The organism is Mesorhizobium sp., from assembly GCF_024509055.1.
Taxonomy (GTDB): domain Bacteria; phylum Pseudomonadota; class Alphaproteobacteria; order Rhizobiales; family Rhizobiaceae; genus Mesorhizobium.
On record NZ_JANINM010000195.1, the window covers coordinates 17,185 to 43,795 of the forward strand.

Genomic DNA, 26,611 nt, shown 5'->3' on the forward strand with positions numbered 1-26,611 from the left:
AGCCCAGTAGGCAGGAACAAGCGGTCTATGACCAGCGGCGAGGCACTGCTCGCGAACGTGGCTATGACGCTCGATGGGACAAGGCGTCGCTCGACTTCAGGGGAACCAATCCTCTCTGCCTCGGGTGTCAGGCGATCGGACGCACTGTTGTTTCGCAGGTGACCGATCACGTCGAGCCTCACAAGGGCGATATGATCAAGTTCTGGAATGCCAAGCGATGGCAACCCACATGCTGCTGGCACCACGACGTAGTGAAGCAGCAGCTTGAACGGATGTATGAGCGCGGAGAGATCACGGTTGATGATCTCTGGCTCAACAGCGACGTCGCCGTTCGCCTCACTCTCGAACTGATGGGGTAGGGGGCGGGTCAAAAGTCCGGAGCCTAAGGGCCGGGACCGGTGGGTTAGTGCCGATAAAAATACGGGCGAATTGGCCGAAACTTTTTTTTATGAGGATCTCCGAGCGTGAAAGGCCGCAAGGCACAACCCCAGCTGCAGGCCGCGAAGGCCGATCCGGCCAAACGGTCGCGTCGGACCAACGCGCAGAAGGCGATCGACGCCATCGAGCAGCGCGCGCAGCTCGCGAAGGAGCGCGCCGCGCAGTTCGCCGTGGGGCAGGCCGACGTCGTCATGCCAGCGTTCATGTCGGAGAATCCGCAGTATGCCGGCGCCGCCGCGGTATGGCGCTATCACGTCGATCTGCTGAAGCAGCGGAATTTCTGGGGCGCAGCATTCATCGGTCCGTTCACTGGCTTCTGCATCTACTACGACGAGTTCCTGGCTGCCGATCGGGAAGTCAAGCAGAAGGGCTGGGGCGTCGAAGGTCGATCGACGTCGGGCGGGCAGCGTTTCTGGAAAAACCCGGCAGTCGAAGTCCGCGATCACGCCTTCGCTCGCGTCATGGAATTGTCGACGCGCTATGCGTTCACGCCTCTCGACCTCTACAAGCTGGAGCGCGAGTCCGCTGCGGCAGCTGGCGGTGGAAACCGGCCGCCGGCCAACGGTGGACAGCTGCCGTTGTCGGAGGATGAATCGCCATCGCCTTCGTCGGTTGCAGCGAGCGATGACACGTTCGGACCTGGCGCGATGACGGCGTTCGATGGTGAGCCGCCGCCTGGCCACTACAATTGATCCTGCATGTCGGACATTGCCGCCGCTGCACCTGCGGTTATGGCGGAGCCGGAATGGGTCACCCGCGCCGCCGACGAACATGGATGGACGTGGGTTCGCATCAACTGGCAGCGCGCCGGCGCACAACCGGGCTTCTGGTACGACGAACGAAAGGCGGATGTCGCGGTTGCGCGCTTCCCCAAGTATTTCAAGCTCACGATTCTGCATTTCGCCGGCGTGCCGTTCAAACCGTCGTTCTGGCAGGAATGCATCGTCCGGCTGTTCTTCGGGTGCAAGATCCCGGTCGAGATCATCGACCCGCGGACGCATCAGAAGTCGCGACGATGGGTCCGGCTGTTTCGAGAGTTGCGTCTATGGGTGCCGCGCAAGGCGGGCAAGACCGAGTTTCTCGCCGCTCTCGCGCTGCTCGTCTGGTACTACGAGGGATTGATCGGCGGCGAAGGCTATTGCTTCGCTCGCGACGAGAAACAGGCCGCCCAGGTGTTCGGCCGCATGTCGGCAATGATCGGCTCGTCCGATCCACTCAAGTCCGATCTGCGCGTTTATACCGACAAGATATGGTGCCAGAATTTGCTGGCACCGTTCTTCCGGATCACATCCAAGGCCGAGGGCAAGCACGGTCGCGTGCCATACGTCACGGTCGGCGACGAGATGCACGAATGGAAGTCGCGCGATCTCGCAGACAACCTGCGGCAGGGCGAGGGGCCTCATCTGCAGCCGGTGCGGTTGTATGCATCGACAGCCGGTCTGACCTCGCAGACGGTCGGCCGCGAGATGTTCGACGAGAGCGTGAAGATTCTCGACGGCGCGCTCGACGACCCGACCATCCTGGTCGCGATGTTCGCAGCTGGTGTCGACGAGGACTGGAAGGACGAGAAGGTTTGGGCAAAGGTCAATCCGAACCTTGGATTGAGCCCCACCATCACCTTCATGCGGCAGGAGCTGGCTAAAGCGAAAGCAAACCGCGCGGCTGAGGCAAAGTTCCGTTGCTACCACCTCAATCAGTGGGTGGACGAGATCCAGTCCTGGATCAGGTTGCCGGAATGGGACAACTGCGTTGGTGCGGCGGATGGTTGGCGGCAGTGGTTCGACGAGATCGAGGAAGGCCGCAGCTGTGTTGTCAGTTTCGATGCGACCGAGACGCATGACTTCGCATCGTTGTGCTGGCGCTTCCCGCCGATCGAACCGGGTGAAAGGACGAAGTATCTGTGGAAGTTCTTCCTGCCCGAGCAGACGATTGTCGAGCGTGGCCAACGCGAAAACCGCGCCGCCGAATATCAGCGCTGGGTCGATAGCGGTGCGCTGATCTCGGTCCCCGGCGGCGTCTTCGAGCTGCGGTACGCGATCAAGGAAGTCCGGCAATCGATGCAGCGCTGGAATATCGAGCGCATCGGTTACGACCCATGGAATGCGAATTCGTTCTACACGGAGCTCGTCAACCCAACGACCGACGATCGGCCGATCCCGGAAGACCTCTTCGTCAAGATGAGGTTTGGGCATCAAAGCCTCGGCGAGGCGACCAGGCGGTTCGAGACGGCGATCGGCGCTGGCGCGATGCACCACGGCGGCAATCCCATCATGCGAATGATGGTGAAGCACTGCCATGTCAGGTTTGACGAGAACATGAATATCGTTCCGGCGAAGAAAAAATCCCGCAACGCCATCGACGGCGTGGTGGCGGCGGTCATGACGGAAGCGCTGGCGGCGGCATCTGCAGAGGGGCCGTCCGTCTATGAAACCCGCGGGCTAATCGAGATCGACATCTGATGGGCTACTTCAGCACGCTTGCGCAGGCGATCATTGGTCGGCAGACGGCGGCCGCAGATGGCCGTGATCTTTCGGCCGTGAACTTCGGGCCGTCCGATAGCGTCGGCAACGAGCAGGGTTGGCTGGCGCGTGCGATCGACGGTCGGAAAAGCAAATCGTCGATTCAGGTCAGTGAGTACATCGCGCTGCACCTTCCCGTAGTCTGGGCCTGCGTCAATCGCATCGGCAATCCGGTTGCGCGCTTTCCGATGAAGATCATGCAGCCGAAATCCAGCGGCGGCGGATCGGTCGAGGTAACTCAACACCCGATGTCCGGCCTCGGCCTCCGCATGAACGAACGCATGTCGTCACGTAATCTTCGCAAGACCTGTCAGGGGCACGCGTTACTGTGGGGTAACGGCTATTGCGAGATCCAGCGCAACCAGGCCGGAGAGGCGATCGGCATGTGGCCGTTGATGCCATGGGTCACCGGGCCGCGCATCGAGGGCGGCGATTTCTTCTACCGCACCAGCATCGAGGGCCGGCAGTACCGCCTTGAGCCGCAGGACGTGGCCCACATCATGGATTTGTCGACCGACGGCTATATCGGCAAGTCGCAGATCGCGATGGCCCGCGAGGCGATCGGCATGGCGCTCGCGATGGAGGAATTCGGCGCGAAATTCTTCGCCAACGACGCCAAGTCCGGCGGTTTTCTGTTGCATCCCGGTCGGTTGTCTGCGAATGCGCAGTCCAACCTCGGCGGTCCCGCGAAGAAAGGCGAGCGCACCGATGGTGGTGCCGCGCTTGAAAAGCAGGGTGGGCTCGACAACGCACATCGCGTCAAAGTGCTCGAGGAGGGGATGAAGTTCATCCAGACGACAATTCCGCCCGAGGATTCACAGTTCCTCGGCAGCCGGGAGTTTCAGACGGCCGAGATCGCCCGCATCTACGACGTGCCGCTGATCCTGTTGCAGAGCCACCAGAACACGACGACGTGGGGCAGCGGCATCGAGCAGTTGATGATCGGATTCATCCGACAGACCGTGGCGCCGTGGATCGGCGCGTGGGAGCAGGAGCTGAATTACAAGCTGTTCACGGCAGCGGAGCGTGCGCGCGGTCTCTACGTCAAGTTCAACATGAACGAGTATCTGCGCGGCGACAGCGCCGCGCGCGCGACGTTCTACCGCGAGCTCTTCCAAGTCGCGGGGATTTCGCCGAACAAGATCCTTGAGCTGGAAGACATGGACGGCATCGGTCCCGACGGCGACGAGCACTTTGTACCGGCCAATTTCACAACCTTGAAGCGCGCCGTAAATCCGCCGCCGCCGCCGAGCGGCGCCGCGGTGACCGAACAGGTGAGGGAAAACGCATGAAGTACGCTCATATCCTTCTGATGGCAGTCGCCGAAATCTGGGCGATGCAGGCCGAGAAGCTGCAGGCGATCGTCGATCTCCTGGCGATGCAAGCCGCCGGCGGCAAGCTATCGGCCGAAGAGATCGAGGCTCGCATCAGCAAACAGACCGAACAGCAAGTTGCGCGGTCCGAAGGAGCGGTCGCAATCTTGCCGATGCGCGGCGTCATCGCCAACCGCATGCCGTTGATGGGCAATGTTTCGGGAGGCGGGGGAGCCAATGCCGAGCAGCTCGGCGCGCAGCTTCAAGCGATGCTGGCTGACTCCGCCATCAAGGCAATTGTGCTCGACGTGGATTCTCCGGGCGGTAGCGTCGCCGGCACCAGTGAACTGTCGTCGATGATCTTCAACGCACGCGGCCGCAAGCCCATCGTCGCCCAGGTCAATGCGAATGCGGCCAGCGCCGCGTATTGGATTGCCAGCGCGGCGGACGAGATCGTCGTGACGCCTTCCGGGCAAGTCGGCTCGATCGGCGTGTTTGGTGTGCATGACGATATTTCGAAGGCGCTGGCAACTCAGGGCGTCACTCGATCGCTCATCAGCGCTGGAAAGTTCAAGGTGGAAGGCAATCCGTTCGAGCCATTGGGCGATGACGCGCGCGCAGCGATGCAGCAGCGCGTCGATTCCGCTTATGACACGTTTGTGCGGGATGTTGCGCGCAATCGCGGCGTATCGCTCACGGCCGTCCGCGACGGTTTCGGTCAGGGACGCATGGTCGATGCGGCCCCGGCTGTAGCGGAGGGCATGGCCGACAAGGTCGGCACGATGCAGGAAACGCTCAGTCGCTTTGGCGTGTCGCTATATCCGACGGAAAAGGCAAAGCCGACGACCCGTGCCTTCGCCATCGAACGTGAGCGCCGGGCTCTCGATTTCAATTCCTGAATAGTTCGCCGTTCGGCGACTTGCGTTCCCACGTGCCGGCGTGGGTTCGCTTTCCTATGCCGGCATCACACGGAGCGATTCTCCAATGTTCACCAAACGCAATGTCGTTCTGTTTGCTGCGGCAGCAACGGCCTTCATCGTCGGCAGCTTGATCTGGTCTCACTACGATGCGATGGCGGTCGCCGCTGCGGGCGGTCTCAAGATGCTGATCGCGAATCCGCCTGCGCTGGCGGCAACGCTCGGCGGCAACCTCAACGCGTTGCTCGAGCGGCGTTCCGCGATCGTCGCCGAAATGGGGGCTCTTCTCGACAAGGCCGAAAAAGAAGATCGCGACCTCTCGGCGGAGGAAATCGCGGCTTATGACAAGCTGAAGGGCGAGAAAGCCAGCCTCGATACCCGCATCGCTCGCCTGGAAGATGTCAGTGCGTCGACTGCGCAGCTCGCCCAGGCCCGGCCGGCAATCGCTGCCCGCAGCGGCATCGTGCACCCGCCGGCGCCGGAAGCCGCGCGCGAGTTCGAGAACATCGGCCAGTTCATGCATGCCGTCCGGTTCAATCCGAACGATCAGCGCCTGAATTTCGTCGAGAGCGCCGGCAGCAACGCGGATGATCTTTCCGCCGAAATGCGGATGGATAATCAGACGCAGGGCGGCTTCATGGTGCCGACGCAGCTCCGGACCACCATCATGTCCGTGCCGGCACAGGATGCTCTGGTTCGCCCGCGCGCGCAGGTGATCGAGGCCGGCAGTCCGCCGGATGCCGGTGTCACCATGCCGGCGCTGGATCAGACCGGCCAGAATCCCGCGAACATGTTTGGCGGCATTCAGGTCAGCTGGATCGGCGAGGGTGATGAAAAGCCGGAAACCGACGCCAAGCTGCGGGAGATCAGCCTCGTTCCGAAGGAAGTTGCTGGCTTCGTCACGATCACCGACAAGTTGCTCCGCAACTGGCAGGCGTCCAGCAGCTTTATCGAAGGGCTGCTGCGTGGCGGTGTGACGGCCGCTGAGGACTTCGCGTTCCTCCGTGGCGACGGCGTTGCGCGGCCGCTGGGCATTCTCAATGCCGGTGCCGTCTACTACGTCAATCGCGCGACGGCGAACCATGTGACCTACGCCGATGTCGTCGGGATGGTGGCACGGTTGCTGATGCGCGGCGGCACTTCGCCGGTATGGTCGATGCCGCAAGCCGCGCTGCCCGATATCGCCAGCCTGAAGGATGAAGCTGGCCGATATATCTGGAAGCCCGATGCCCGCGATGGTTTCGCTGGCACGTTGCTCGGCTATCCGGTCCGCTGGAACAACCGCTCCGTCGGCCTCGGCACCAAGGGCGACATCATCCTCGCCGACTGGTCCTACTACCTAATCAAGGACGGTTCGGGTCCGTTCGTGGCGGCGTCCGAGCACGTCAAGTTCACCTCGAACAAGACCGTCATCAAGATCTTCTGGAATGTCGATGGTGCGCCCTGGCTCACCGCGCCGATCAAGGAAGAGAACGGCTACCAGGTCTCGCCGTTCGTCGGTCTCGACGTCCCGGCCGGCTAGTCGCCGCGCGATACCCTCTGCAGCCCGGCGCCGCCGGGCTGTTCTGCTTTCCCGCAATTCAACAGAAAGGTCCGCACATGCGTGACTACATGAATACGCTCCACGTGGTGCGTGCGATCAGCCCGCAGGCTGCACGCACCGACAACACCGCGATCGTGTCGCAGATCATCGATCGCACCGGCTTCGATGGCTTGGTCTTCGCGCTCAACATCGGCGCAAATACCGACACCAACGCGACTTTCGCCGTCCTGGTCGAAGACGGTGACGCCGCCAACCTCTCGGACGCGGCCGCGGTCGCTGACGACAAGCTGACCGGCTCCGAAGCGCTCGCCGGCTTCACGGCGGCCGACGACGACAACAAGGTGCGCAAGATCGGTTATGTCGGCTCCAAACGATACGTGCGCCTCACCATCACGCCGACCGGCAACGACTCCGGCAACATCTTTGTGACGGCGCTGGCTCTGCTGTTCGGCAGCAGATACGCGCCGACGCCAAATCCGCCGTCCTGATCTCGTCGAAGGCGGGCGGCTCGACCTCGGGCCGCCCAAGATTCCAAACCATAGATTTCATCAGGAGAAATGCCCATGCGTGTCGTGGCCGAATTCGTCGATGCCCGGACCGGGAAGCGTTACCTTCCCGGCGACGGCAACAATATCGATCCCCCGCTGACCGAGGAGCAGTTCGAGCGGCTTAAGAAATCCGGCTGTCTGAAGGACGGCACCGAATCCAGCGGATCGACCGCGGCCATCTCTGATAAGTCGCCGCTGGAGGTCATGACGGTTGCGGAGCTGCAGCAGCTGGCGGCATACAACAAGATCGATCTGGGCGATGCAAAAAAGAAGCCCGATCTCATCACGGCGATCGAGGCAGCGCTGGCGGCAAAGAACCTGCGCGTCAATGGTCCAACGATAGGCGAGTTCGTTGCGGCTGGATACAAGGCCAGTGCCTATCCGCCGGGCGGATATGCGCTGAAGAGCTCGCAGGACGAAATCGACGCCGCCATTGCGGCCGAGAAAGCGCAGTCGACCTGACATGCGCCTCGTCCTGGTAACCGCACCATCTGCGGAGCCGCTCACGGCTGCCGAGGCGAAGGCTCGCCTCGGCATCGGTGCGGAAGTCTCTGACGACGTGATGAACGCTTTCATCAAGGCGGCTCGCCAGACGATTGACGGCTGGAGCGGTTGGCTCGGCCGCGCGCTAGTGCGCCAGACATGGAAGATGATCCTCGATCGTTTCCCCTCCGACTGCGGGGGAGAGATCACCATTCCATTGCCGCCGACGCTCGACATTGCCGAGATCAAGTATTTCGACGTCGATGGTGCCGAGCAAACGATCGAAGCTCCTGGTTATTTCTTGCTGCCTGGGGAGCCCGGGCGCCTGTATCCCGCGATCGGCTCGACCTGGCCGCACACCAAGCGTCAGCCTGGCGCCGTCGAAATCTCGTTTATCGCCGGCTTTGGCGCTGCGGGAAGCGACGTTCCTGAGCCGATCCGGAATGCGATCGTGCTGATGGTCAGTAATCTCCGCTCGCTGTCGGCTCGAAACCTGTTCATCAGCCAGGATACGGTCGACGGCGTCGGATCGAAACAGTACATCGTCGGCGGCAATGCGGGCGCCGCGATCGACGCAGCAGTAGCATCGCTGCTCTCGACCTATCGGGTGTTTGCATGACCGCAGACGAAGCGATCGCGCAGCACCGCGCGTTCCTGGCCGAGATCGGCGAGGATATCCTGATCCGCCGCGTCGGCGTGCCGGACGTCACGGTGCGCGCGCGCGTCATGGGATATCAGCCGAAAGAGCTGATCGGCACCATCGCCCAGGGCGACGTCAAGATTATCGCCATGGCGGAAGCGCTCGCCGATCGCCTTCCGCTAACGACCAACGATGCCGTCGTGGTGCGCGGCAAGGAAATCTCGATCAAAGCGGTTGACGACAACACGCGCAGGATCGGCGGCACGCTGATCGCGCTCGAAATTCAGGCTGGCGACTGATGACGACGACCGCGAATGCGCGTTCTGCGCTGAAGGCGCGCGTCGGTGCGATCGACGGTCTGTCGATCTATTGGCAGGGCGACGTCGCGCCGATCCTTCCGGACACGCCGGCGCCGTTCGCGTTCATCATGTTCAATAACGACGGCTCCGGACGTCAGCCGGTCGCGTTCGGCGGCGGCCGTGGTCGCAACACCTATCGCAACCGCGCCAGCGTCGAGGCCTATGTGTTCGAACCGGTGCGCACCGGAACGCCGGAAAACCTTCTGGCGAATGCCGAGGCGATCGCTGCGCGGCTGCGCAGCTATCGCGACGATGTCGTGTCGTGCACGTCGGCCGATGTCATTCCGATCGGGCCGGGCTCGAGCCTCGCGGTGCCGGGACTGAGCGGTCCCGTCAACAACTACCAGTGCGCGGCCGTCGAGGTCGCGCTGACCTTCGACCAGATCGGCTAACCGCCGTCATCAGCCGCCGCGGGCGGTTTTCACCAACGGAGACCTATCATGTCGCTCGCCGAAGGCGTGTCCGCACGCATTGCGTTCAAGAAATATGCTACCGGCGTTATCACCGCCAACGCCGAGCCAGCCATCGCGACCAATCCCGGTGCGGCGGGTGGCCAGATCCTGCGCCGCGTATCCTCGTCGCTGAAGCTGGCGAAGGACACCTATCAGAGCAACGAAATTCGGTCGGATCGGCAGATTGCCGACTTCCGCCACGGCACGCGCCGCGTCACCGGCTCGATCTCGGGCGAACTGAGCCCGCTGACCTATGTCGACCTGTTCGAGGCGGCGTTTCGCGGCACTTGGGAAGCTGCGCTCGCGCTATCCGAGACCGACCTGACCAGCGTCGCGGCCGACGCCGACGATGGAACGCTGACCTTCGGCGGTGGCGATCCGGTCGCCCTGGGCCTGCGCGTTGGCCACGTCTTCCGTTTGACGGACACGTCAGCGCCGACGGATTCCGGCAACAATTTCGTGGTTCTTGGCTTCTCCGGCGCCAGCAACCGCACCGTAGAGGTCTATCCGCCTCCGCCGGCCGATATGACTGCCGACACTGCTTTCGATCTCGCGACGATCGGCAAGCGCCTGAGCGTCCCGTCGACCGGTCACGTCAGCCGCAAGTTCGCGTTCGAAATCTTCAACGAGGATATCGACGTCGCGCGGCTGTTCACCGAATGCCGGGTTGGCGGTTTCACCATGCAGTTGCCGGCGTCGGGCATGTCCACCATCGAGTTTCCGGTGATGGGCCGCAACATGCAGGTGCTGCAGGACACCGCTGCACCGTATTTCACGTCACCGGCCGCCGAAACGTCGACCGGCATCTTTGCCGCGGTAAACGGCCTGGTGCGCGTCAATGGAGTCACGCAGGGCGTCGTTACCGGCGTCAATATCCAGATGGACCTCAGTCCGTCATCGGACGCGGTCGTCGGTCAGAATTTCGTTCCCGAAGTCTTCCTTGGCCGCGCCAACGTGACCGGCCAGATGACCGCGTTCTTCCAGGATGGCGACCTTGTCGGTGCATTCACGGACGAGGATGAAGTCAGCGTCCTGCTGTACCTCACCACGGAAAGCGACCCCGACACGCCGGCCATGACGATCTTCCTGCCGCGCATCAAGTTCTCGGATGCCGACGTGGCGACGTCGGGTGAGGGCGGACAGTCGATCACGCTGCCGTTCCAGGCCCTCAAGTCGGCCGGCGCCCCCGGAATCGACGGCACCACCATTCAGATCGTCGATACCCAGATCGCGGCCTGATCCACCATCCCTGCCGCTACGGGGACACCCACTCGGCGCGCCAGCGTCGGGTGATCGCGATCGGACGGAGCCGCTGGCGGGCGGCTCCGTTCCACCTTCCGCCAAAGGAACAGTCCATGTCCTCCAAATTCGCTGCACTCGCAGCCAATGTCTCCCAGACTTTCAAGGTCGAGATCATCGACCAGGTCACCGACGCGCCGATCGTCGACACGGCCGGCAAAAAGGCGTTCATCGAAGTGCTGTCGACAGACAGTCGGGAGGGTCTCGCCTTCGATAAGGATAAGCGAGCCACTGTCCGGCGGAAGGCGATGAAGAGCCGGAATGGTATCGCAGATCCCGGCGACCAGCTCGAGGAAAACATCCAGAAGTGTGCCGCGCTGACCAAATCGTGGCACCTGGTCGACCCGGTGACGCGTGAAGTGATCGACGTGCCGTGCACGCCAGAGAATGCCGTCGAGCTTTACTCCGAACCGGGCATGAACTGGCTTTTCATTCAGGTCTGGGTGGAAGCGAGTAAGGCCGCAAATTTTATGACGCGCTCGTCGACGACCTCATCGGATTCGCCGAGCACCGGTTCCGCCGCGACCGTCAGCTAGGCGACGGTGCGACTGTCGGAGACCATGAGGACTCTGCCGCGAAGCAGTGGGCAAAGCTGAAGCGCAAGCCTGTCATGCCAGCATCCGAGGAGCCGGATTTTCCGTGGCCGCTGGAATATCTCTGGATCGACTTTCTGGAGATATCGATGGGAATCACATCGAACGGCTTCGGTCCGGCCTTGATCACCTGGGACGTTCTTCAATCCTGGTCGATGCTTCGCGGTATAGCGCTCGATCCGAAGGATGCGCTGGCGCTGATCAAGCTTGGTCACTCTCGAGCAACGATCCTTATAGAGAAGCCGAAGGATGCCGGTAAGAACAAAGATCGAGCCGATCGCAAAAGACATCAGCATCGTCGTCAATGAGATGCTGACGCCGGCCGCACAAAGCAGGGCGGTGGCGGACTTCGCGAGAGGCGAGATCGCGCAGGCTGACGATCTGAACCGCCGCATTCTTGGGCGGTTGCCGCCCAAGACCGTCACGGTAGACGGCCGAGTTGGTGCCTCACTTGAGTCGGTAAATCCGAACGGCCTCATTGTCGCTGAATGGGACATTGGAAATGATGTGCTGGCGTGGATAGGCCAGACCCTCTTGGATCGGTCGCCGCGTCTTAGCGGTGACTACCGCAAGGGCCACACTCTGTTCGCCGACGGTGTCGAGATTGCCCTTGGCGAACAAATCCCCAACGCGACCGAGTTCGTATTTATCAATCTTGTGCCATACGCGCGCAGGCTGGAGGTAGGAAAGACCGAAAGCGGTCGGGATTTTCTGATCTCCGTTCCGAACCGGATTTATCAGCGAACCTACAAAGATGCCAAAGCGCGTTTCGGCAATATCGCGAAAATCACCTTCGGCTATGAGACGCAGATTGGCGCATACACGCTGAAAAACAATCAGCGCGCGCGATCGTGGAACGCGAAGCAAGGCAAATGGCATTACCTCGCGAAACAGCGAGCAGATCGTGCCACGGGCGCTGCGGTGACTGCGCCGGCAATCAGGGTTTCGTTCAAGGATAGATGATGGCAGCTGTACAGGAAGCAGTTCGTCGCCTCTCGATTCAAGCGACCACGTCCGGCGTCGATCAGGCCGCCGCCAAGCTCGATAACCTTGCGGCCGCGCAGGATGGCGTCGCCGTGGCGTCATCTCGCACCGAAAAAGCAACGCTGTCTCTGGATTCGAAGTTCGCCTCGATCGAGCGGCGTTATGTCTCCCAGGTGCGGGCGCAGCAAGACTATGAGAAGACGCAGCGGCAAGTGAACGCTGCGGTCGCACAAAATCCAGCATTGCAGGATAGGGCAAATGTTGTGTTGGCGGCCGCTGCGGAGCGGTACGCACGTCTGACGGGCGCGGCCAACGACAATAGCAAGGCTCATGCTGGCCTTTCTACGCAGGCAATGGCTGCGCAACACTCAATCCGCAGTGTTGTCGAGCAAATGTTGCTCGGCATGTCTCCGTCGCAAGCACTCCTGGGCCAGATCAACCATCTTTCATACGCCGCCACGGGCCCCGGCGGTCTCTCTGGAGCGTTTAAGGAGGTCGGGTCAATCCTGGGCGGATTGCTCACACCGATGCGCCTTATCGGCGTAGGCGCGGCGGCAGCTGGCGTTGCAGCCTATGCTTCCTTCTCGTCCTGGAAGACCTATGCTCTCGCGATTGACGATGTGCGGCGAGTTGCAGGAACGACGTCGCAGGCGCTGTCAGGCCTCACGTCGGCGGCTGGATTCAAGGGCATTGGAAGCGATGATTTCCTTGCTGCATTCCGGCAGTTTGGCACCACTGTAGCGCAGGCGAAAATTGGTGTTGGTGACCTCGCAACGTTGTTTCGTGCAACCGGTCAATCGATCGGAACCACCCAGCAGACATTCGAAAAGCTTGCCGATGACGTTAAGAACGCGGGCGAAGATTGGCGCCGAATCCAGATCCTGCAGCAGGCCGGGCTTCCGACGACTCGAGCGTGGGTTGACTTCATGTCTCAAGGCGCGGCCGGAATTCGAGAGGCGGTGAAGCAAGCCAACGCATTCGGCGGGGCCGCGAATGATAACATGGTCCGGAGAGCCAAAGACTTTGAGGACTCCTGGCACCGCGGGATTACCAACCTCAAGACAGACTGGAACAACTTGTTCCTCAGCGTCTTCGGGTGGTTCGATGACCTGTCGAGCAAGGGCACGGCAGCTCTCATAAAGATCGCTTCATATTTGCCGAAGGCAATCCGGCCTGACGTGGTTGGCAACCTTTATCGAACGGCGCTTCAAGATAATGTGGGGTCGCGTTTGACCCAATCCAAGGCCGATGAGTTCTATGGATCGGTCAGCAACAAGTTTAAGCCCGATGCAGCTGCGGGCGGCGGGAAGACAACTCCTGATCCGAATGCAATCATTGCCGCAAATAGTCGATATATTCAGTCAATAGGCGTTCTGGGCGATTATGCGACGACCGAGCAGAAGGTTGCGGCGGCAAGTAAGCAGCTGGACAATCAATTTCTTCAGACCGGCGTCTCGGCCGGTAAACTGAGGGACGCAGTTCTCTTGGGTATCCGCGCCCAAGACGAAATGAATCGCGTTCAGCAACAAGCTCAGATTGGTGTATTCAACCTCGATGCGGCCAACAAAGCTGCCGCCGATACTCTGCAGACGTGGATCGATAAGAAGCTCCTCGATCCGACGAACGCCCAACAGATGGCCGCAGCTCAGACGTATCTCGCAAAAACTATTCGGGATACGGCGGATGCGTCCAAGGTAGCGGGGTCAGAGCTTCCACAGCTGCAGCAGGCGTTAAATGACGCATCTAGCGTTAACAAGCAGATTGACCAGTTTGCTACATCGTCGTTCAGCAGCATCACCACAGGCCTCGCCGACATCTTTGATGGGACCAAGACTGCGGGCCAAGGATTTGCCGATCTCGGGAAAACGGTAATCCGCGCTTTGGAAGAAATGCTGATTAAGATGTACATCGTAGTGCCGATTTTTAATGCACTCAAAGGTGCCCTCGGCGGCCTGTTCGGTTTCAGCGGCGGCGGCCTGGTCGACGCCGGCAGCTCAGCAAATCCGTTGCCTGGCCTCGATGCTTCTGACTATGGCCCGGGCTATGATAGTGGCGGCTATACCGGCGCCGGCGGAAAGTATCAGCCTGCCGGCGTCGTTCATGCCGGCGAATACGTATTCAATCAAACCGCGACGGCAAATCTCGGCGTCGGCTTCCTCGAAAGCCTGCACCGCAGCGCGATGCGCGGGTACGATGTCGGTGGGTTGGTAGCGCCGCCGGGTTCTAACGTGATCCCGTTCTATCGGCCGGCAAATGAAAACAATGGTGACCTGTCCGTCGTCGTCAACAACAACGGTGCGCCGGTCAAGGTCAAGGATGTGCAGCAGGTTGCGGATGGTCGCGGCGGCCGCCGTGTCGAGCTGACCCTCGACGATGCGGTTGCAACCGCTATCCAGCGGCCGGGATCTGCGACGCAGGGTGCGATGCGCAACACCTATCAGGCGCGCAAATCGGCGGTGAAACGATGAGCGTTCCAGTCTGGCCGTCCGATCTGCCGCAATATGTCCTGGTCGATGGCTTCCAGTCCGGCCCGCGCGGCAACCGTCTGCGCACCGCCATGGATACCGGACCCGGCAAGATGCGTCGTCGTGGTGCCAAGACCAAACCTGTGAGCTGCTCGATCACCATGGAGCCCGACGATCTGGCGCGGTTCTATCGTTTCTATGAGGATGATACGCTGAACGGCACGCTGCCTTTCCTGTTTCCGGACCATCAATTCGACGGCCTGGCGCTTGCAGACGAGAGTGGCGTGCCGCTGTTGACGGAAACGGACGTTCCGCTGCTGATCGAGTCCTGGTGGCTGGTGCAGTTCGGTGAAAACGAACCAGCCGACACCTACACCGATGGCCTGATCGCGCGCGTTGAGTTCGATCTGCTGGTGCTGCCATGACGACGCTTTCCGTCAGCACCCGCCGCAGCTTCAATGCCGAGTCCACGGATGATGTGCCGATCGTCCTGGTCGAGCTGCAGACCGCCGCCGGCACGCAGTACATCTCCAGCGATCCGACCGAACGTCTGTCGATCGACCCGTTGTTCTACGGCACCGTCCACAATGGCCAGCAATACAAGGCCATCTTCATGGCCGTGACCTGGCCGGACGATCAGGACAATGCGCCGCCGTCGACCACGCTGGTATTCGAGAACGTCGCCGAGGATATGGCGGCCGTGGCGCGCGCCGGCACGGATCAGTTTCCCGTGGTGCTCAAGCTGGTGATGTCGTCGAACCCTGATTTTGTCGAGGATCAGTGCACGCTGATCTGCACCGGGTCATCCTACAACGCGATGCAGGTCTCGCTGACAGTATCGCGCGAGCCGTTCGAATCCGAGCCGTGGCCGGCGCAACGCATGACGCGCGAGCGGTTTCCGGGGTTGTACCGGTGAAGAGGGCAATCCGGCGTGATCTTCGGCGCGCAGTACTGATGGCTGCGATTGCGGTTTTGATTTCGGTCGCCGTTTCTTGTCTCAGGCAGTTTTGAATGCACTGGTCATCCGGATATATCGGCCTGCCATGGCTCGATCTCGGCCGCACGCGTGCCGGTGTCGATTGCTGGGGTCTCGTGCGTCTGCCGTATCTCGATCGGCGTGGCATCGATCTGCCGTCCTACACGGACATCTGGTCGAGCTCGAGCGATCGGGCGGAGGTGGCTGCCATCATCGCCAACGACAAGACTCAGCTGCCGTGGCGCGAAGTCCCGATCGGCGCCGAGCGCGAGTTCGATCTGGTGCTGTTTCGTCGCGCCGGACTCGAGTGTCATGTCGGTATCGTCGCCGAGGCGGGCCAGATGCTGCACATCGTTGACGGCGCATTGTCCTGCGTCGAGCGGTTCGATCGCGGCCGCTGGCGCGCCAAACACACCTGCAGCCTGCGGCATGCCGGGAATCTCTGATGCGCCATGAAGTGATCGACAATCCGGTGCAGCTGATCTCGCTGCCGAACTTCGATGCGGTGCGTGGCCGCAAGACGCTGACGGTCAGCGCGTCTGCGACGATCGGCGAGATGGTGGCGATCGCGCGCAAGGACCTGAAGGCGTCGGACCGCGCGCGGCTTTACGTCACCGTCAACGGCGCCGAGATCCCGGCTGCGATCTGGCATCGGGTGCGCGCCAAGCCCGGCACGGCGGTCATCATCCGCCATCCGGTGCCGAAGAACGACACGCTGCGCAACGTGCTGTCGGTCGTGGTGCTGGTGGCAGCGGTCGCATTGGGCCAACTCTACGCCCCAGCGCTTGCCGGTTCGGTGCTCGGTGCCGCGTTCCCGGCAGGTATCACCGGATACGGTGCCCTGTCGGCGACGGCGGCAACCACGGGAATTATCGGGGCGGGAATCACCCTCGGCGTTTCCTTGGCCGGCAGCTTCCTTGTGAATGCGCTGATCCCTATCCGCGGTGCCAGCTCGGACAAGCCGACCGACGTCTACAGCATCACGGGCCTGCAAAACTCCGCCAATCCTGGCGGGGTCATTCCGTCGATCCTTGCCAAGCACCGCTATGCTCCGCCTTATGCGGCAACGCCCTATACCGAGATCGTCGGCGACGACCAGTACGTCATCGCGCTGTTTGTCCTGGGCCATGGCCCGCTTGCCTTGAGCGACCACAAGCTGGGCGAGACGCCGATCGACCAGTTCGAAGACGTCCAGATGGAGATCCGGGAAGGTTATCCCGATGACGACCCGATCTCGATCTACCATCAACAGGTGATCGAGGATCAGGTCTCGGTACAGCTGACCTATAATACTCCGGTCATTCGCTTGTCGCCGCGCGACGTTACCGAATTGTCGGTCGATTTCGCTTTCGTGCAGGGCCTCGTCCAGTACGACAAGAACGGCAGCAAAAAGGACTGGACCGTCAGCTTCCAGATCCAGCATCGCCTGTTGGGTGATGCCGACTGGACGCCGGTCTACGATCTCAGCGTCACCGCGGCCGACCAGAAGCTGATCCGCCGTAGCTATCGCTGGGCCGTGCCGGTGCGGGGCCAGTATGAGATCAAGATCACGCGCTCGACGGAAGACTCGACCGACAGCAAGATTGTCGACCGGAGCGATCTGGCGGCGGTGCGCGGCTTCCGGCCGGAATACCCGATCAACTTCGACAAGCCACTGGCGCTGGTGGCGCTACGGATCCGCGCATCGAACCAGCTCAACGGTGTCGTCAATAATTACAATTGCATCGCGTCGCTGCTCTGCCGCGATTACGACGCCGCCAGCGATACGTGGATCGTGCGGGAAACCAGTAACTCTGCGTCGCTCTATCGCCACGTCATGCAGGGGCCCGCCAACGTCAACCCGAAGGCCGATGACGAGATCGATCTGGCCCAGCTCGAGGACTGGCATGCCTTTAACGTCTCCCGGAACCTGAAATACAACCGGGTCCACGATTACGATGCGACCAGGCTGGAGGTGCTGGCGGACGTCGCCGGCGTCGGCCGCGCCGTTCCCCATGACGACGGCGAGACGTGGGGCGTCATCATAGATCGGCCGCAGACCATTCAGGTGGCGGCACTGTCGCCGCGTAATGCGTGGGATTTCCAGGGTGCCACGCCTTACGTCAAGTTACCGGATGCATTCCGCTGTCAGTTCATCGACGAGACCAATGGTTACGCGCAGGCCGAGCGCATTGTGCCGTTTCCCGGTGTCAATATCGACGAGGTCGAAATCACCGAGGATCTGGCGCATCCGGGGATTACCGATCCCGACCTGATCTGGATCGAAAGCCGGCGGCGGCAATATGAGGTACTGCATCGCCGATCGACCTACACCTGCAGCCAAGACTTCGAGTCCATGGTGCTGACCCGCGGCAATCTCGCGGCGCTGTCATCAGACGTGCTCGATCGCGAACAGGTGGCCGGACGCGTCAAGGCGATCAGTGGCCAGACCGTGACGCTCGATACCGCCGTCACGATGGAGGAGGGTGCGAACTACGCCTGCAAGATACGCCTGGCCGATGGCACCATCCTGCGCCGCACCGTGGCAACGCAGGCCGGGGAGGTCTGGAATCTCGCTGTGGTTGGCGATCTGAGCGGCGTCGCGACCGGCGATCTGTTCATGTTCGGCGAGGCCGTGCGCGGCGAAACGATCGACGTCATCGTCAAGGCGATTGAGCGTGGCGACAACCTGACCGGCAAGTTCACGCTTTATGATGCGGCACCGGAGATCGACGAGCTCACGGCCGCCGAAGTGCCGCCGGCGTGGGACGGCCGCGTCGGCCAGATCATCGATTTTTCCGGACTGCCGCCCGATGTGCCGGTGCCGTTCCGCGCACAATATGCGCAGGGCAAGCTCTCGGTATCGGTGCGGCCTGGTCCCGATCTCAGCAAGGTCTCGCCGGCGTCCTATGTCGTCGCACACCGCCTGCAGGGCGGCGGTGCCTTTACCGAAGTCTCGTTCCCGGTAGCCAACGGCGCGGTCGCGATCACCGGCTACGCGATCGGCAACAGCATCGAAGTGAAGGCCAAGGCGGTCAGCTTTGCCGGCGCCGAAAGCGCCTATTCCGACATCGTGGTGGTCGACGCGGCGCAGGGGCCGTTCGTCGACAACATCAACATCACAGCCGACTCCATCAACCTCAAAGCGGACAGTTTCTGATGCAGATAGTCAATCTGGGGACGGCGGCGAATGCCGGCGACGGCGATCCGCTGCGCACCGCGTTCGGCAAGGCGAATGCCAACGACGCCGAATTGCTCTCGGGCGTGCTGGGTGCGATCTGGGGACTGACGCTCTCGACGGCGGGTGCTTCAACCTCTTTCGGCGTGGCTGCAGGCGCGGCGACAGACAAGACCGGCGTCGCCGTGCTGCCGTTCGCAGCCGCGGTCACCAAGACCACCAGCGCCTGGGCAGTCGGGTCCGGCAACGGTTCGCTGGATACCGGCTCGATTGCCAACAGCACGTGGTATCACGTTCATCTGATCCAGCGCACCGATATCGATCCCGCCGTCACGGACGTCCTGATCTCGACGTCGGCCACAGCGCCGACCTTGCCGGCGAGCTACACGCTGTCGCGGCGCATCGGTGCCATCAAGACGAATGGCTCCGGACAATGGACCAAGTTCGTCCAGGACGGCGATCTGTTCATGTGGGATGTGCCGGTGACCGATGTGAATGCTGCGGCAAATCCCGGTACCGCGGCCGTACTGCGCGCGCTGAGTGTGCCGCCCGGCATCAATGTCACGGCGATCTTTCATGCGCGCTGCTCGACGGCGACCGCATCGTCTGCGGTTGCGACCATCTTCACCGATCCTGCCATTGCGGACACGGCGCCGGATTTCTTCAACTCACAGCAGATCGGCAACACGACGCTGTCGCCGTTCGCGAACCTGCGCGTTCGCACCAATACATCCCGGCAGATCAGGGCGCGGAGCAACTTTTCCGACGCGAACGTGGCGCTCACGGTCGTGACCGAGGGCTGGGTCGATACGCGCGGCCGGATGAACTGAGAGAGAAAACGAGCATCACATGAGCAATGAAGCTGGAATCCGGACCGTCAACGCGCCGACCGGAACTGTTGTCGCGGAGTTTCTCGGGCATCAGGATGATGGGGGCGTTCGCTCGTTGCGACGTTTCGCGCGATCCACAGTGTTGGGAGCGATCGAGGGCCAACTTGCCTCGCTTGCGGCCTCAATTCCTGACCCTTCCGAATTCAATGGCAACTTGCTGGTCTATAGCTCGGTCGCGTCATTGAATGCCGATCTGGCTCATGACCCGAACACGATGGCCTATGTCGTCGGGGATGCGGGTGGAGAAAACACGGATGGCATCTATCAGAAATCTGGCGCCAGCGGATCGGGGTCGTGGACTCGTATCGGACCGATCGGGCGACAGATCGTCGGCTCCGAATACAACGTGCTGACCAGCGCGGTTTACGAGCGCGCATTCCGGGGTGTCACACCGAAATTCAAGTCTGGCGATGCTCTGCCATATGCCAATGCGATTTCGTCCACTTTCAATGGCTGGGCGGTGCCGTTCCAATGGAGTGGGACGGCGTTCGATATGGTGCGGATCGGCGGGTATCTCGCCGAGGACACATCTCGGCCGCTTCGCGTCGTGATCTGGAATGCTGCTGGCACGGCGATGATCGCGAGCGGCATTGCGAAGATGACTTCCCTCGAAGGCTCGTTATGGGTGCAGCTCGACCAGCGAGTATCGGTCGACAACGCCTCTGCTGGACCGCTTTATCTCGCGGTTCAGGTATACGGTCCCGGTTCGCACCGGCTGTCGATGCATAAGGTGATCGGATACACCGACATCTCCGACCCCTCGACGTATCCGCAACGATACCATCTTACTTCCGGTTCGCTGAACGATCCTCTCAATACCGGCTGGGCGGCAGTGTCCGGGAATGTCGGTAGCCCGATTGCATTCGCATTGTACGACACCCTTTCGTTGACGAACTTGGGGCCATCGATCGTCTCGCCGGATGCTCTCAATCTGTCGCCTCGGCTTTATGGCGTCGTCGGCACTGAAATGAGCGTCTACTATCAGGCACTTCGGATTGGCCAGGGTCCCCGTCAGTGGGAGGTTAACGGCAACGATGCCTACGGAAAACAGCAAGACGAGCGCTGGACCTACACGCCAGCAAGCTCGAGCGACGTAAGCTTGACGTTCCAATGTTATGATCCAGACACGAACGAACTGGTTGGCAGCACGACGCCCGCGGTGAGTATCGTTGCGAATGATGCTGCGGCGGCGGCCGGCATGTCATTTTGCATGATTGGTGATAGCACGACGGAGGCCGCATCCCTGGGCATCCCCACTCAGCGCATCCTTGACCGGTGCGCTCAATTTCCATCCGGCGTGCAGGTGACACTGGTGGGTACACGCGGTCCGGGCTCGGGCAACGTCCACGAGGGCCGGTCAGGCTGGACGGCAAGCAATTTGCTAAGCAGCAAATCCGTCGCCGGCGTGGACAATGCCTTTATCCAGACAGACGGTCAGAAGTTCGACGCTTCGTATTATCTGTCGAGTACCGGCTTTTCGGCACCGGACGTCGTCGGTTGGCACTTTGGCATCAACGATGCGTTCGCTGCGACGACCGACAATGGCGCATCACAAACGATCCTATCCTATCTCGCTCAGATGGATTTGATGATTGGGCTTACATCTGATGCCGCTGTCGGATCGTGGATGGAAGCGTCGCCATCGACCAAACATTTCGTTTGCGTTCCGATCATGCCGAACCAGTCGGAGGACGCATTCGGCGACGATTATGGCTTGCGGCAATCTCGCCGGCGCTATCGCCGCAACATCATGCTTTTGCAAAAAGCGGTTGTCGCCCATTTTAGCGGGCTCGAAGATGATGGGATTTTCTTAATCCCATACCATGCCGTCGTCGACACGGTGAACGGATTCCCGCGATCGACTGATGCGCCCGCCAGCACGTCAGTCGCTGCGGCCAGCACGTATCTCACATATTCTGCTATGATGGCTGACCTAACGCCGGCCGATGGCGCGCTGGTCTATGTAACGGATGCGGCACATTACTTCGTGAAGGTGGGTCCGACGACCGTTGGAACGTGGCGGCTGGCGACCTCAGACGATGGCATACTGCGACGCCCCACCAGTGGGGTTCATCCGAAAAGCGGCGTCGGTGCCTACACGCAGATGGGCGATGTGCTCTGGCAGGCGCTCAACGTGGTGAAGGTCAAGGGCTGGTAACTCGGTCATTTGACGATGGGCTGCGACGCAGCTTACGTTGTGACAAACGGGGCGAGGGGCGGAAAATGATCAGGTTGGGAAGTGCGGTTGCGATGGGATTCGCGGCAGTAGCGCTGATGGCATGTGGTGGGGTGAACCGGCCGGGCGATACCGTGCCGATTGAGGCGGCTCCGCCGCCAACGCTCACCGTGGCTGGTGATTACATGCAGATTGCGACCTGCGTGCTTCCCAGCATTCCGGGCAATGAAACGGACAAGCCGCAGTTCACTGAGCTCAAGGCCGAGAACCGCGCGGTTATTCGGCTAAATCTCACCGCAGGCGCCTTCAACAACTGGGTGCAACTGTTTGAGGCGAGTTTCTCGAAACAAGGGGACCGCGAAACAGCAGTCGCAGTTCGTGAGCGTCCCTCGCTCGTAGGCGGTCCGGACTATTGGAAGAAGAAGATCGGCGAGCTGGCGCAATCCTGCTCGCAAAGTCTACCGCCGCCGGCGCCCATACAGGGGCCGCGGCCACGCCGTCACGGCTGACGACGCACTCCATCTAAGTAACGCGTATCCACTCTGACGCGCTGGCTCACTGCCGGCGCAATTCGCACAGGAAAAATCGAAATGAACATGACCTCGTTTTCGGGGAGCGCGAACCTATGACCAAGTGGCCGCGCGACAATCAAGCCGACCTCATCGCTTTCTACGGCACGCCGGGTCCCGACGTGGAGCGCCAGCTCGTCAACGTCGTTCCGCCGTTTCGGATGACGTATGAGGGCGCGCCCATCAAGGCCATCCGGTTTCACCGCAAGGCGGCCGCTGCGCTCGAGGCGGCGCTGCGCGAGATCTGGGACCACTACGGCCATGATCAGAAACGGATCGATGCGCTGGGCATCTCGAAATACGCCGGGACTTATAATCCGCGAAAGGTTCGGGGAAGCGCCACCAAATGGTCGAACCACGCGTTTGGCGCGGCAATCGATCTCAATGCGGCCGAGAACGGTTTCGGGGCCGGTCACGGCACGATGCCGCAACCGGTGATCGATGCATTCAAGCGGCAGGGAGCGCGCTGGGGCGGCGATTATCGTGGTCGCACAGATCCCATGCATTTCGAGTTCTGCGACGCCACGGGCTATCCTGGCGTCGCGCGGCCCGTCGCGCTGGTGGACGCTCCGCAGGTCGACGGCGATGGCGATCAGGGCGGTGACGACAGCACCGACTTCAGCGCACAGCGAAAGCCGACGTTCCTCAAGCGCGCGCTGCAATGGCTCGGCGCCGGCGGCAGTCTGTCGTTCCTCGGATATCTGACCAGCTGGCAAGTCGTCGCGATTCTCTGTGGCTTCTCGTTGATCGTCTCTGGACTGATCGTCTGGTTCTTCGGGGCAGCCAATGTACGGGCGTGGGTCGCGCGGCAGGTGTCGTGATGTGGTCCTGGCTCGCATCTTATGCCGGCGCTAACTGGTCGCTGGCGATCGTCATCTTGCTGCTGGTCGGCGGCCTGGCGCTGATCGCGTTTCTCACGCGCAACCTTTGGGCCGTGGTTGTCGCTCTCGGCTTGATGGCGGCCGGCTTTGCATATGTGCAGATCGACAAGGCTGCATACGATCGCGCAGCGGCCGAGCAGCTCGCGGAAAAGCTTAAGGCCAAGGACGAGCAAATCCGGCAGCGCGACGCGCTGATCGAGGCCGCACGTCAACGCATCAACGTCCTGAATGCCGCCAACGAACTGGACGCGATGCAGGCGCTCACCGATGCCGATGAAATCTCCAAGCTCAAGGCGCAGATCAATGAAACTCCTGCTGATGCTACTATTGCTCTCAAGCGCGCTGCAACTGGGCGGCTGCGCGCATTCCGTCGAGCTGCCGCCGGCCGCGCCGCCGCCGCAGCAAGCGGAGCTGCCGCCGGTCCCGGCCGACATTGAGAAGTGCTTCCGTGATGCCAGCGGCGACGAGGGGCCGCCGGATCGTGATCTGACGGCAGAGGAAGTCGAGACCATGTGGAAGCAGGACATCCTGCGCCCGGCCATTCTGCGGCGCTGCGGTCAACGCTTTCTCGCCTGGTACGGCAACCTGCGACGGGACTGGAAGTGATGGAGGAGGATGGTGCGATGACGAAGATCGAGATCGATCGTCCGTTCAAGCTCAATCTCAATAGCTTTCTGCAGATCGTCCAGTTGGTCGCCATTCTGGTTGCCGTCTTCGCGTGGTGGTCGACGTCCTATGCGGATTACCGCCGCGATGCCGAGACCATCGCCACGCTGAAAATGCAGGTCGCTGAGCTGCAGAAGACCGATCGCGATTTCGGCTCCAAGCTTGCTGATAGCCAGTTCGCAACCGCCACCAAGCTCGTCGGCATCGAGCGCGATGTCGACTACATCAAAAAGTCCGTCGAGCGGCTGGAGAAGGCCGTAACGCCACGTTGATTCCCACCACCTGAAAATCGGAGAGATCATGATCCGCACCGCGTTTCTCGCGGCGTGCCTCTGCACGCTCGCGACGCTGGCCCATGCCGGCACTGTCCGTTCGAAATCCGGCGCCGTCGCGCACGTCGCCGATCGCGCGGCTGGCGCATTCCAGTGCCTGGTCAATCGGCTAGAGCGGCAGGGCTATCCGATCCGCTTCATGGGCGGCTGGCGGCGGCACGGATCCGTGCGGGCGAGCCTGCATCCGGCCGGCCTGGCGCTCGACATCAACCAGCTGGCACGCAACGTCACCCGGCCGCGCATGCCGCATAACGAGATCGCCCTGGCGAATGCGTGCGGGCTGATCTCCGGGGCGCAATGGGGCTGGGCCGATAGTGGCCATTTCCAGCTGGGCGGCTGGGCCGGCCGCGGCCACGGCGGCCACTATGCCCGGCGCGCGCATCATCGCCGCTACGCGCATCGCCGGCACCGCAGCCACTATGCGAGCGCGCCATGATCCGGTTGGGCATCGTCCTGGCCGCCGTCTTTATCGCGATCCTCGCCGCGTTGTTCGAATTGTCGGCCGCCATCGCCACGGCGATCGGGCATCCGGAATCCACCCATCTGTTCGCGATATTGATCATCGCTTGCACGATGATCTTCAGTGCGGTCGTGGTCAGCGCGGTCGATCGCGGCTGGAATCCTTTCAAGTGATCCGCGCCGGACGGCTTCCGGCAAATCAGAAAGGGTAAGCAATGAGCTATTCGTTCAATGTGCAGGCGGCGTCGAAGGCCGCGGCCAAGGCTGCGGTTGCGGCAAAGTTTGATGAAGTGATCGCGACGCAGCCGATCCACGCGCGGGACAAGACGGCTGCGTTGGCAAACGCCAATGCCGTCATCGATCTGCTGATGGATGATGACACGCGCGAGATCTCGGTGTCCGTCAACGGCTACGTCGGCTGGCAGGAAAACCTCCGCGAGGACGCCAGCAATCCGCTCCGGGTTGCATCTGTTTCCACGACCGCCGGGTACGTCACGACGTGACGCAGAGTACCGGCGCATGCCCGCGCCGGCGTAACCTCCAAGGGAAAGCCCGTAGCGTTATCGACGCTGCGGGCTTTTTCATTTCACAAGCTGCGGCGTTGCTTCTGGCGCAGTGTCGGCTTTTTCGGGACCGCGTTTCACGATCAACAATTCGTCGTCCGGCCACGGTCGCTGCAGCGCCAGTGCTTCCTTCTTGTCGGCATTGAGCCATGTGTCCCAATCGTCCTCGCGCAGGATGACCGGCATCGCCTTGCGATGGATCGGCTTGACGATCTCGTTCGGGTTCGTGGTCAGGAAGGAAAAGAGCAGGTGATCGCCCTCAACCGGCTTGGCCTTCGTTCCGCGCCGGCCGGTCCACGGCCGCCAGATGCCGGCGAAGGCGAACAGCGGGCGCGAGTTGTCGAGCGCAAACCAGACGATGTCCTTCTTGCCGGTCGCCGGATTCGGCTCGGGCGCGTATTCGGAAAAGCTGGTGGCCGGCACCAGGCATCGGTATTCCGGCTTCAGCCATGGCTGCCAGAACGTGCTGGAGAGGTGCCTTACGTTGGTGACGAGCTGGTAGCCCGCCGGCGGCGGCTCGAAGCCCCAGCGCATCGTCAGCAGCTCGCGGCCGCCGTCAGCGCCGCGCACGACCGGCGCCACGCCATCGGGAAATATACCCGGCAGGGATGGCAGGTTGCCGGCGCTGTCCTTCGTCACCTTGAACAGCCGGCGGATGGCGTCCTGGTTGCGGGTCATCGAATAGAGATTGCACATGCGGGGAGGGCTTTCAGGTGGCGCGCTGGAGTGACGCGTTCGGGTCGTTGGGCTCGGGCCGCAGCCCGATCAGGTTGGCGCGCTGCGGGAATTTGCGGCCCGCGCTGCAGGGCTCGCAGAACAGCGCAGCCTCGAGCAGGTGCACCGGCGTGTCGGGCTTGCGCCGGATCGTCCGAAGGTCGACGTCGGGCTCACGGCCGCAGCGCCGGCACTTAACCCACAGCATCGGACGCTCGCCGTTGATCGCCTGCGCGATGGTCGGCGAGTTGCGGGTCGGGCCGCCCCAGAACGTCACGTTGGTCCATGCGTCGCAGAACAGCCGATCGGCCTCGCGGATCTTCGCTTCGCCGATCGAGCGCGCCACGATCGACTGCCGGAAATATTCGCGCGCAATGCTGCGGGCGTCCCGCATGGCTTTCGCCTGGGCCTTCCGGTCGCCGCCGGACAGCGGCATGTGGATGATGCGGGGTGACATCGGCGCATCAAAGCGCGGAGTCAGGTCGCAGCGCAATCGGCGAAAAGAACAAAACTGCGAGGCCATTTCAGAATGACCGCGGTTTTGCATTTCAGAATGAGCAGCCGCACAAGGCGAGGTGGGTTGCTTAAGTCATTGAGGGTGTGTATTGATCCGCCGCATTGGGGCCACGTGGCGGAGTGGTTACGCAGCGGTCTGCAAAGCAGACCAGAAGCCCA

The 26,611-nt window shown here is 61.8% G+C and carries 31 protein-coding genes; 29 read left to right on the forward strand and 2 right to left on the reverse strand.

What is annotated here, in order from left to right; all coding sequences use genetic code 11:
• The first annotated feature begins 191 nt into the window (after nucleotides 1-191).
• From Q0L57_RS09205 to Q0L57_RS09345, 29 genes are all read left to right on the forward strand, one after another.
• Nucleotides 192-359 carry a hypothetical protein gene (locus tag Q0L57_RS09205; protein ID WP_296741413.1) on the forward strand — a complete coding sequence of 56 codons (168 nt, stop codon included), beginning with the start codon at nucleotides 192-194 and terminating at the stop codon, nucleotides 357-359.
• Between the two features lie 105 nt (nucleotides 360-464).
• Nucleotides 465-1,130 (forward strand): P27 family phage terminase small subunit, encoded by a 666-nt coding sequence (locus Q0L57_RS09210; RefSeq protein ID WP_296741416.1) that lies wholly within the window; start codon nucleotides 465-467, stop codon nucleotides 1,128-1,130.
• A gap of 6 nt (nucleotides 1,131-1,136) precedes the next feature.
• Nucleotides 1,137-2,897 (forward strand): terminase TerL endonuclease subunit, encoded by a 1,761-nt coding sequence (locus Q0L57_RS09215; protein ID WP_296741417.1) that lies wholly within the window; start codon nucleotides 1,137-1,139, stop codon nucleotides 2,895-2,897.
• On the forward strand, nucleotides 2,897-4,249 hold the full coding sequence (locus tag Q0L57_RS09220; protein WP_296741421.1) for a phage portal protein: 1,353 nt from the start codon (nucleotides 2,897-2,899) through the stop codon (nucleotides 4,247-4,249). Before Q0L57_RS09215 ends, Q0L57_RS09220 begins: the two co-directional genes overlap by 1 nt.
• A gap of 44 nt (nucleotides 4,250-4,293) precedes the next feature.
• Nucleotides 4,294-5,169 (forward strand): S49 family peptidase, encoded by an 876-nt coding sequence (locus tag Q0L57_RS09225; RefSeq protein WP_296741423.1) that lies wholly within the window; start codon nucleotides 4,294-4,296, stop codon nucleotides 5,167-5,169.
• 85 nt (nucleotides 5,170-5,254) lie between these two features.
• Nucleotides 5,255-6,709 (forward strand): phage major capsid protein, encoded by a 1,455-nt coding sequence (locus Q0L57_RS09230; RefSeq protein WP_296741425.1) that lies wholly within the window; start codon nucleotides 5,255-5,257, stop codon nucleotides 6,707-6,709.
• 77 nt (nucleotides 6,710-6,786) lie between these two features.
• Complete coding sequence (locus Q0L57_RS09235) at nucleotides 6,787-7,218, forward strand: hypothetical protein (protein WP_296741428.1); 432 nt, start codon at nucleotides 6,787-6,789, stop codon at nucleotides 7,216-7,218.
• Nucleotides 7,219-7,302: 84 nt separating this feature from the next.
• Nucleotides 7,303-7,740, forward strand: a complete 438-nt coding sequence (locus Q0L57_RS09240; protein WP_296741429.1) for a hypothetical protein — start codon at nucleotides 7,303-7,305, stop codon at nucleotides 7,738-7,740.
• Between the two features lies 1 nt (nucleotide 7,741).
• The gene (locus Q0L57_RS09245) at nucleotides 7,742-8,380 is read left to right on the forward strand and encodes a hypothetical protein (protein WP_296741432.1); all 639 of its coding nucleotides are present in this window, start codon (nucleotides 7,742-7,744) and stop codon (nucleotides 8,378-8,380) included.
• Entirely contained in the window at nucleotides 8,377-8,700 is a 324-nt protein-coding gene (locus Q0L57_RS09250; protein ID WP_296741435.1) for a hypothetical protein, read from the forward strand. The genes Q0L57_RS09245 and Q0L57_RS09250 overlap by 4 nt, the downstream gene beginning before the upstream one ends.
• Nucleotides 8,700-9,152 carry a hypothetical protein gene (locus tag Q0L57_RS09255; RefSeq protein WP_296741437.1) on the forward strand — a complete coding sequence of 151 codons (453 nt, stop codon included), beginning with the start codon at nucleotides 8,700-8,702 and terminating at the stop codon, nucleotides 9,150-9,152. Before Q0L57_RS09250 ends, Q0L57_RS09255 begins: the two co-directional genes overlap by 1 nt.
• A 48-nt stretch (nucleotides 9,153-9,200) precedes the next feature.
• On the forward strand, nucleotides 9,201-10,451 hold the full coding sequence (locus Q0L57_RS09260; RefSeq protein WP_296741440.1) for a phage tail tube protein: 1,251 nt from the start codon (nucleotides 9,201-9,203) through the stop codon (nucleotides 10,449-10,451).
• Nucleotides 10,452-10,567: 116 nt separating this feature from the next.
• Nucleotides 10,568-11,047: a hypothetical protein gene (locus Q0L57_RS09265; RefSeq protein WP_296741442.1), complete on the forward strand. Its 480-nt coding sequence runs from the start codon at nucleotides 10,568-10,570 to the stop codon at nucleotides 11,045-11,047.
• A 74-nt stretch (nucleotides 11,048-11,121) separates the two neighbouring features.
• On the forward strand, nucleotides 11,122-11,412 hold the full coding sequence (locus Q0L57_RS09270; RefSeq protein WP_296741444.1) for a hypothetical protein: 291 nt from the start codon (nucleotides 11,122-11,124) through the stop codon (nucleotides 11,410-11,412).
• Complete coding sequence (locus Q0L57_RS09275) at nucleotides 11,354-12,067, forward strand: hypothetical protein (protein ID WP_296741446.1); 714 nt, start codon at nucleotides 11,354-11,356, stop codon at nucleotides 12,065-12,067. Before Q0L57_RS09270 ends, Q0L57_RS09275 begins: the two co-directional genes overlap by 59 nt.
• Nucleotides 12,067-14,556 (forward strand): phage tail length tape measure family protein, encoded by a 2,490-nt coding sequence (locus Q0L57_RS09280; protein WP_296741447.1) that lies wholly within the window; start codon nucleotides 12,067-12,069, stop codon nucleotides 14,554-14,556. The genes Q0L57_RS09275 and Q0L57_RS09280 overlap by 1 nt, the downstream gene beginning before the upstream one ends.
• On the forward strand, nucleotides 14,553-14,978 hold the full coding sequence (locus tag Q0L57_RS09285) for a hypothetical protein (protein WP_296741449.1): 426 nt from the start codon (nucleotides 14,553-14,555) through the stop codon (nucleotides 14,976-14,978). Before Q0L57_RS09280 ends, Q0L57_RS09285 begins: the two co-directional genes overlap by 4 nt.
• Entirely contained in the window at nucleotides 14,975-15,469 is a 495-nt protein-coding gene (locus tag Q0L57_RS09290) for a DUF1833 family protein (protein ID WP_296741451.1), read from the forward strand. The genes Q0L57_RS09285 and Q0L57_RS09290 overlap by 4 nt, the downstream gene beginning before the upstream one ends.
• Nucleotides 15,470-15,564: 95 nt before the next feature.
• Entirely contained in the window at nucleotides 15,565-15,975 is a 411-nt protein-coding gene (locus tag Q0L57_RS09295) for an NlpC/P60 family protein (protein ID WP_296741454.1), read from the forward strand.
• Nucleotides 15,975-18,668 (forward strand): host specificity factor TipJ family phage tail protein, encoded by a 2,694-nt coding sequence (locus Q0L57_RS09300; RefSeq protein ID WP_296741457.1) that lies wholly within the window; start codon nucleotides 15,975-15,977, stop codon nucleotides 18,666-18,668. The genes Q0L57_RS09295 and Q0L57_RS09300 overlap by 1 nt, the downstream gene beginning before the upstream one ends.
• The gene (locus Q0L57_RS09305) at nucleotides 18,668-19,516 is read left to right on the forward strand and encodes a hypothetical protein (protein WP_296741460.1); all 849 of its coding nucleotides are present in this window, start codon (nucleotides 18,668-18,670) and stop codon (nucleotides 19,514-19,516) included. Before Q0L57_RS09300 ends, Q0L57_RS09305 begins: the two co-directional genes overlap by 1 nt.
• 19 nt (nucleotides 19,517-19,535) lie before the next feature.
• Nucleotides 19,536-21,734, forward strand: coding sequence for a hypothetical protein (locus tag Q0L57_RS09310; RefSeq protein ID WP_296741463.1), 2,199 nt, complete (start codon nucleotides 19,536-19,538; stop codon nucleotides 21,732-21,734).
• A gap of 65 nt (nucleotides 21,735-21,799) precedes the next feature.
• Nucleotides 21,800-22,261, forward strand: coding sequence for a hypothetical protein (locus Q0L57_RS09315; protein WP_296741466.1), 462 nt, complete (start codon nucleotides 21,800-21,802; stop codon nucleotides 22,259-22,261).
• A gap of 116 nt (nucleotides 22,262-22,377) precedes the next feature.
• Complete coding sequence (locus Q0L57_RS09320) at nucleotides 22,378-23,142, forward strand: M15 family metallopeptidase (RefSeq protein ID WP_296741469.1); 765 nt, start codon at nucleotides 22,378-22,380, stop codon at nucleotides 23,140-23,142.
• A 56-nt stretch (nucleotides 23,143-23,198) separates the two neighbouring features.
• Entirely contained in the window at nucleotides 23,199-23,639 is a 441-nt protein-coding gene (locus Q0L57_RS09325; RefSeq protein WP_296741472.1) for a hypothetical protein, read from the forward strand.
• Between the two features lie 75 nt (nucleotides 23,640-23,714).
• Nucleotides 23,715-24,140 carry a hypothetical protein gene (locus Q0L57_RS09330; protein WP_296741476.1) on the forward strand — a complete coding sequence of 142 codons (426 nt, stop codon included), beginning with the start codon at nucleotides 23,715-23,717 and terminating at the stop codon, nucleotides 24,138-24,140.
• Between the two features lie 28 nt (nucleotides 24,141-24,168).
• The gene (locus Q0L57_RS09335) at nucleotides 24,169-24,636 is read left to right on the forward strand and encodes a hypothetical protein (protein WP_296741479.1); all 468 of its coding nucleotides are present in this window, start codon (nucleotides 24,169-24,171) and stop codon (nucleotides 24,634-24,636) included.
• Nucleotides 24,633-24,833, forward strand: coding sequence for a hypothetical protein (locus Q0L57_RS09340; protein ID WP_296741482.1), 201 nt, complete (start codon nucleotides 24,633-24,635; stop codon nucleotides 24,831-24,833). Before Q0L57_RS09335 ends, Q0L57_RS09340 begins: the two co-directional genes overlap by 4 nt.
• A 41-nt stretch (nucleotides 24,834-24,874) precedes the next feature.
• Nucleotides 24,875-25,162, forward strand: a complete 288-nt coding sequence (locus Q0L57_RS09345; protein WP_296741484.1) for a hypothetical protein — start codon at nucleotides 24,875-24,877, stop codon at nucleotides 25,160-25,162.
• A 78-nt stretch (nucleotides 25,163-25,240) separates the two neighbouring features.
• Here the strand turns inward: Q0L57_RS09345 and Q0L57_RS09350 are convergent, their stop codons facing one another.
• Nucleotides 25,241-25,918, reverse strand: a complete 678-nt coding sequence (locus Q0L57_RS09350; RefSeq protein WP_296741487.1) for an SOS response-associated peptidase — start codon at nucleotides 25,916-25,918, stop codon at nucleotides 25,241-25,243.
• Between the two features lie 13 nt (nucleotides 25,919-25,931).
• The gene (locus tag Q0L57_RS09355) at nucleotides 25,932-26,393 is read right to left on the reverse strand and encodes a hypothetical protein (protein WP_296741490.1); all 462 of its coding nucleotides are present in this window, start codon (nucleotides 26,391-26,393) and stop codon (nucleotides 25,932-25,934) included.
• Nucleotides 26,394-26,611: the final 218 nt, after the last annotated feature.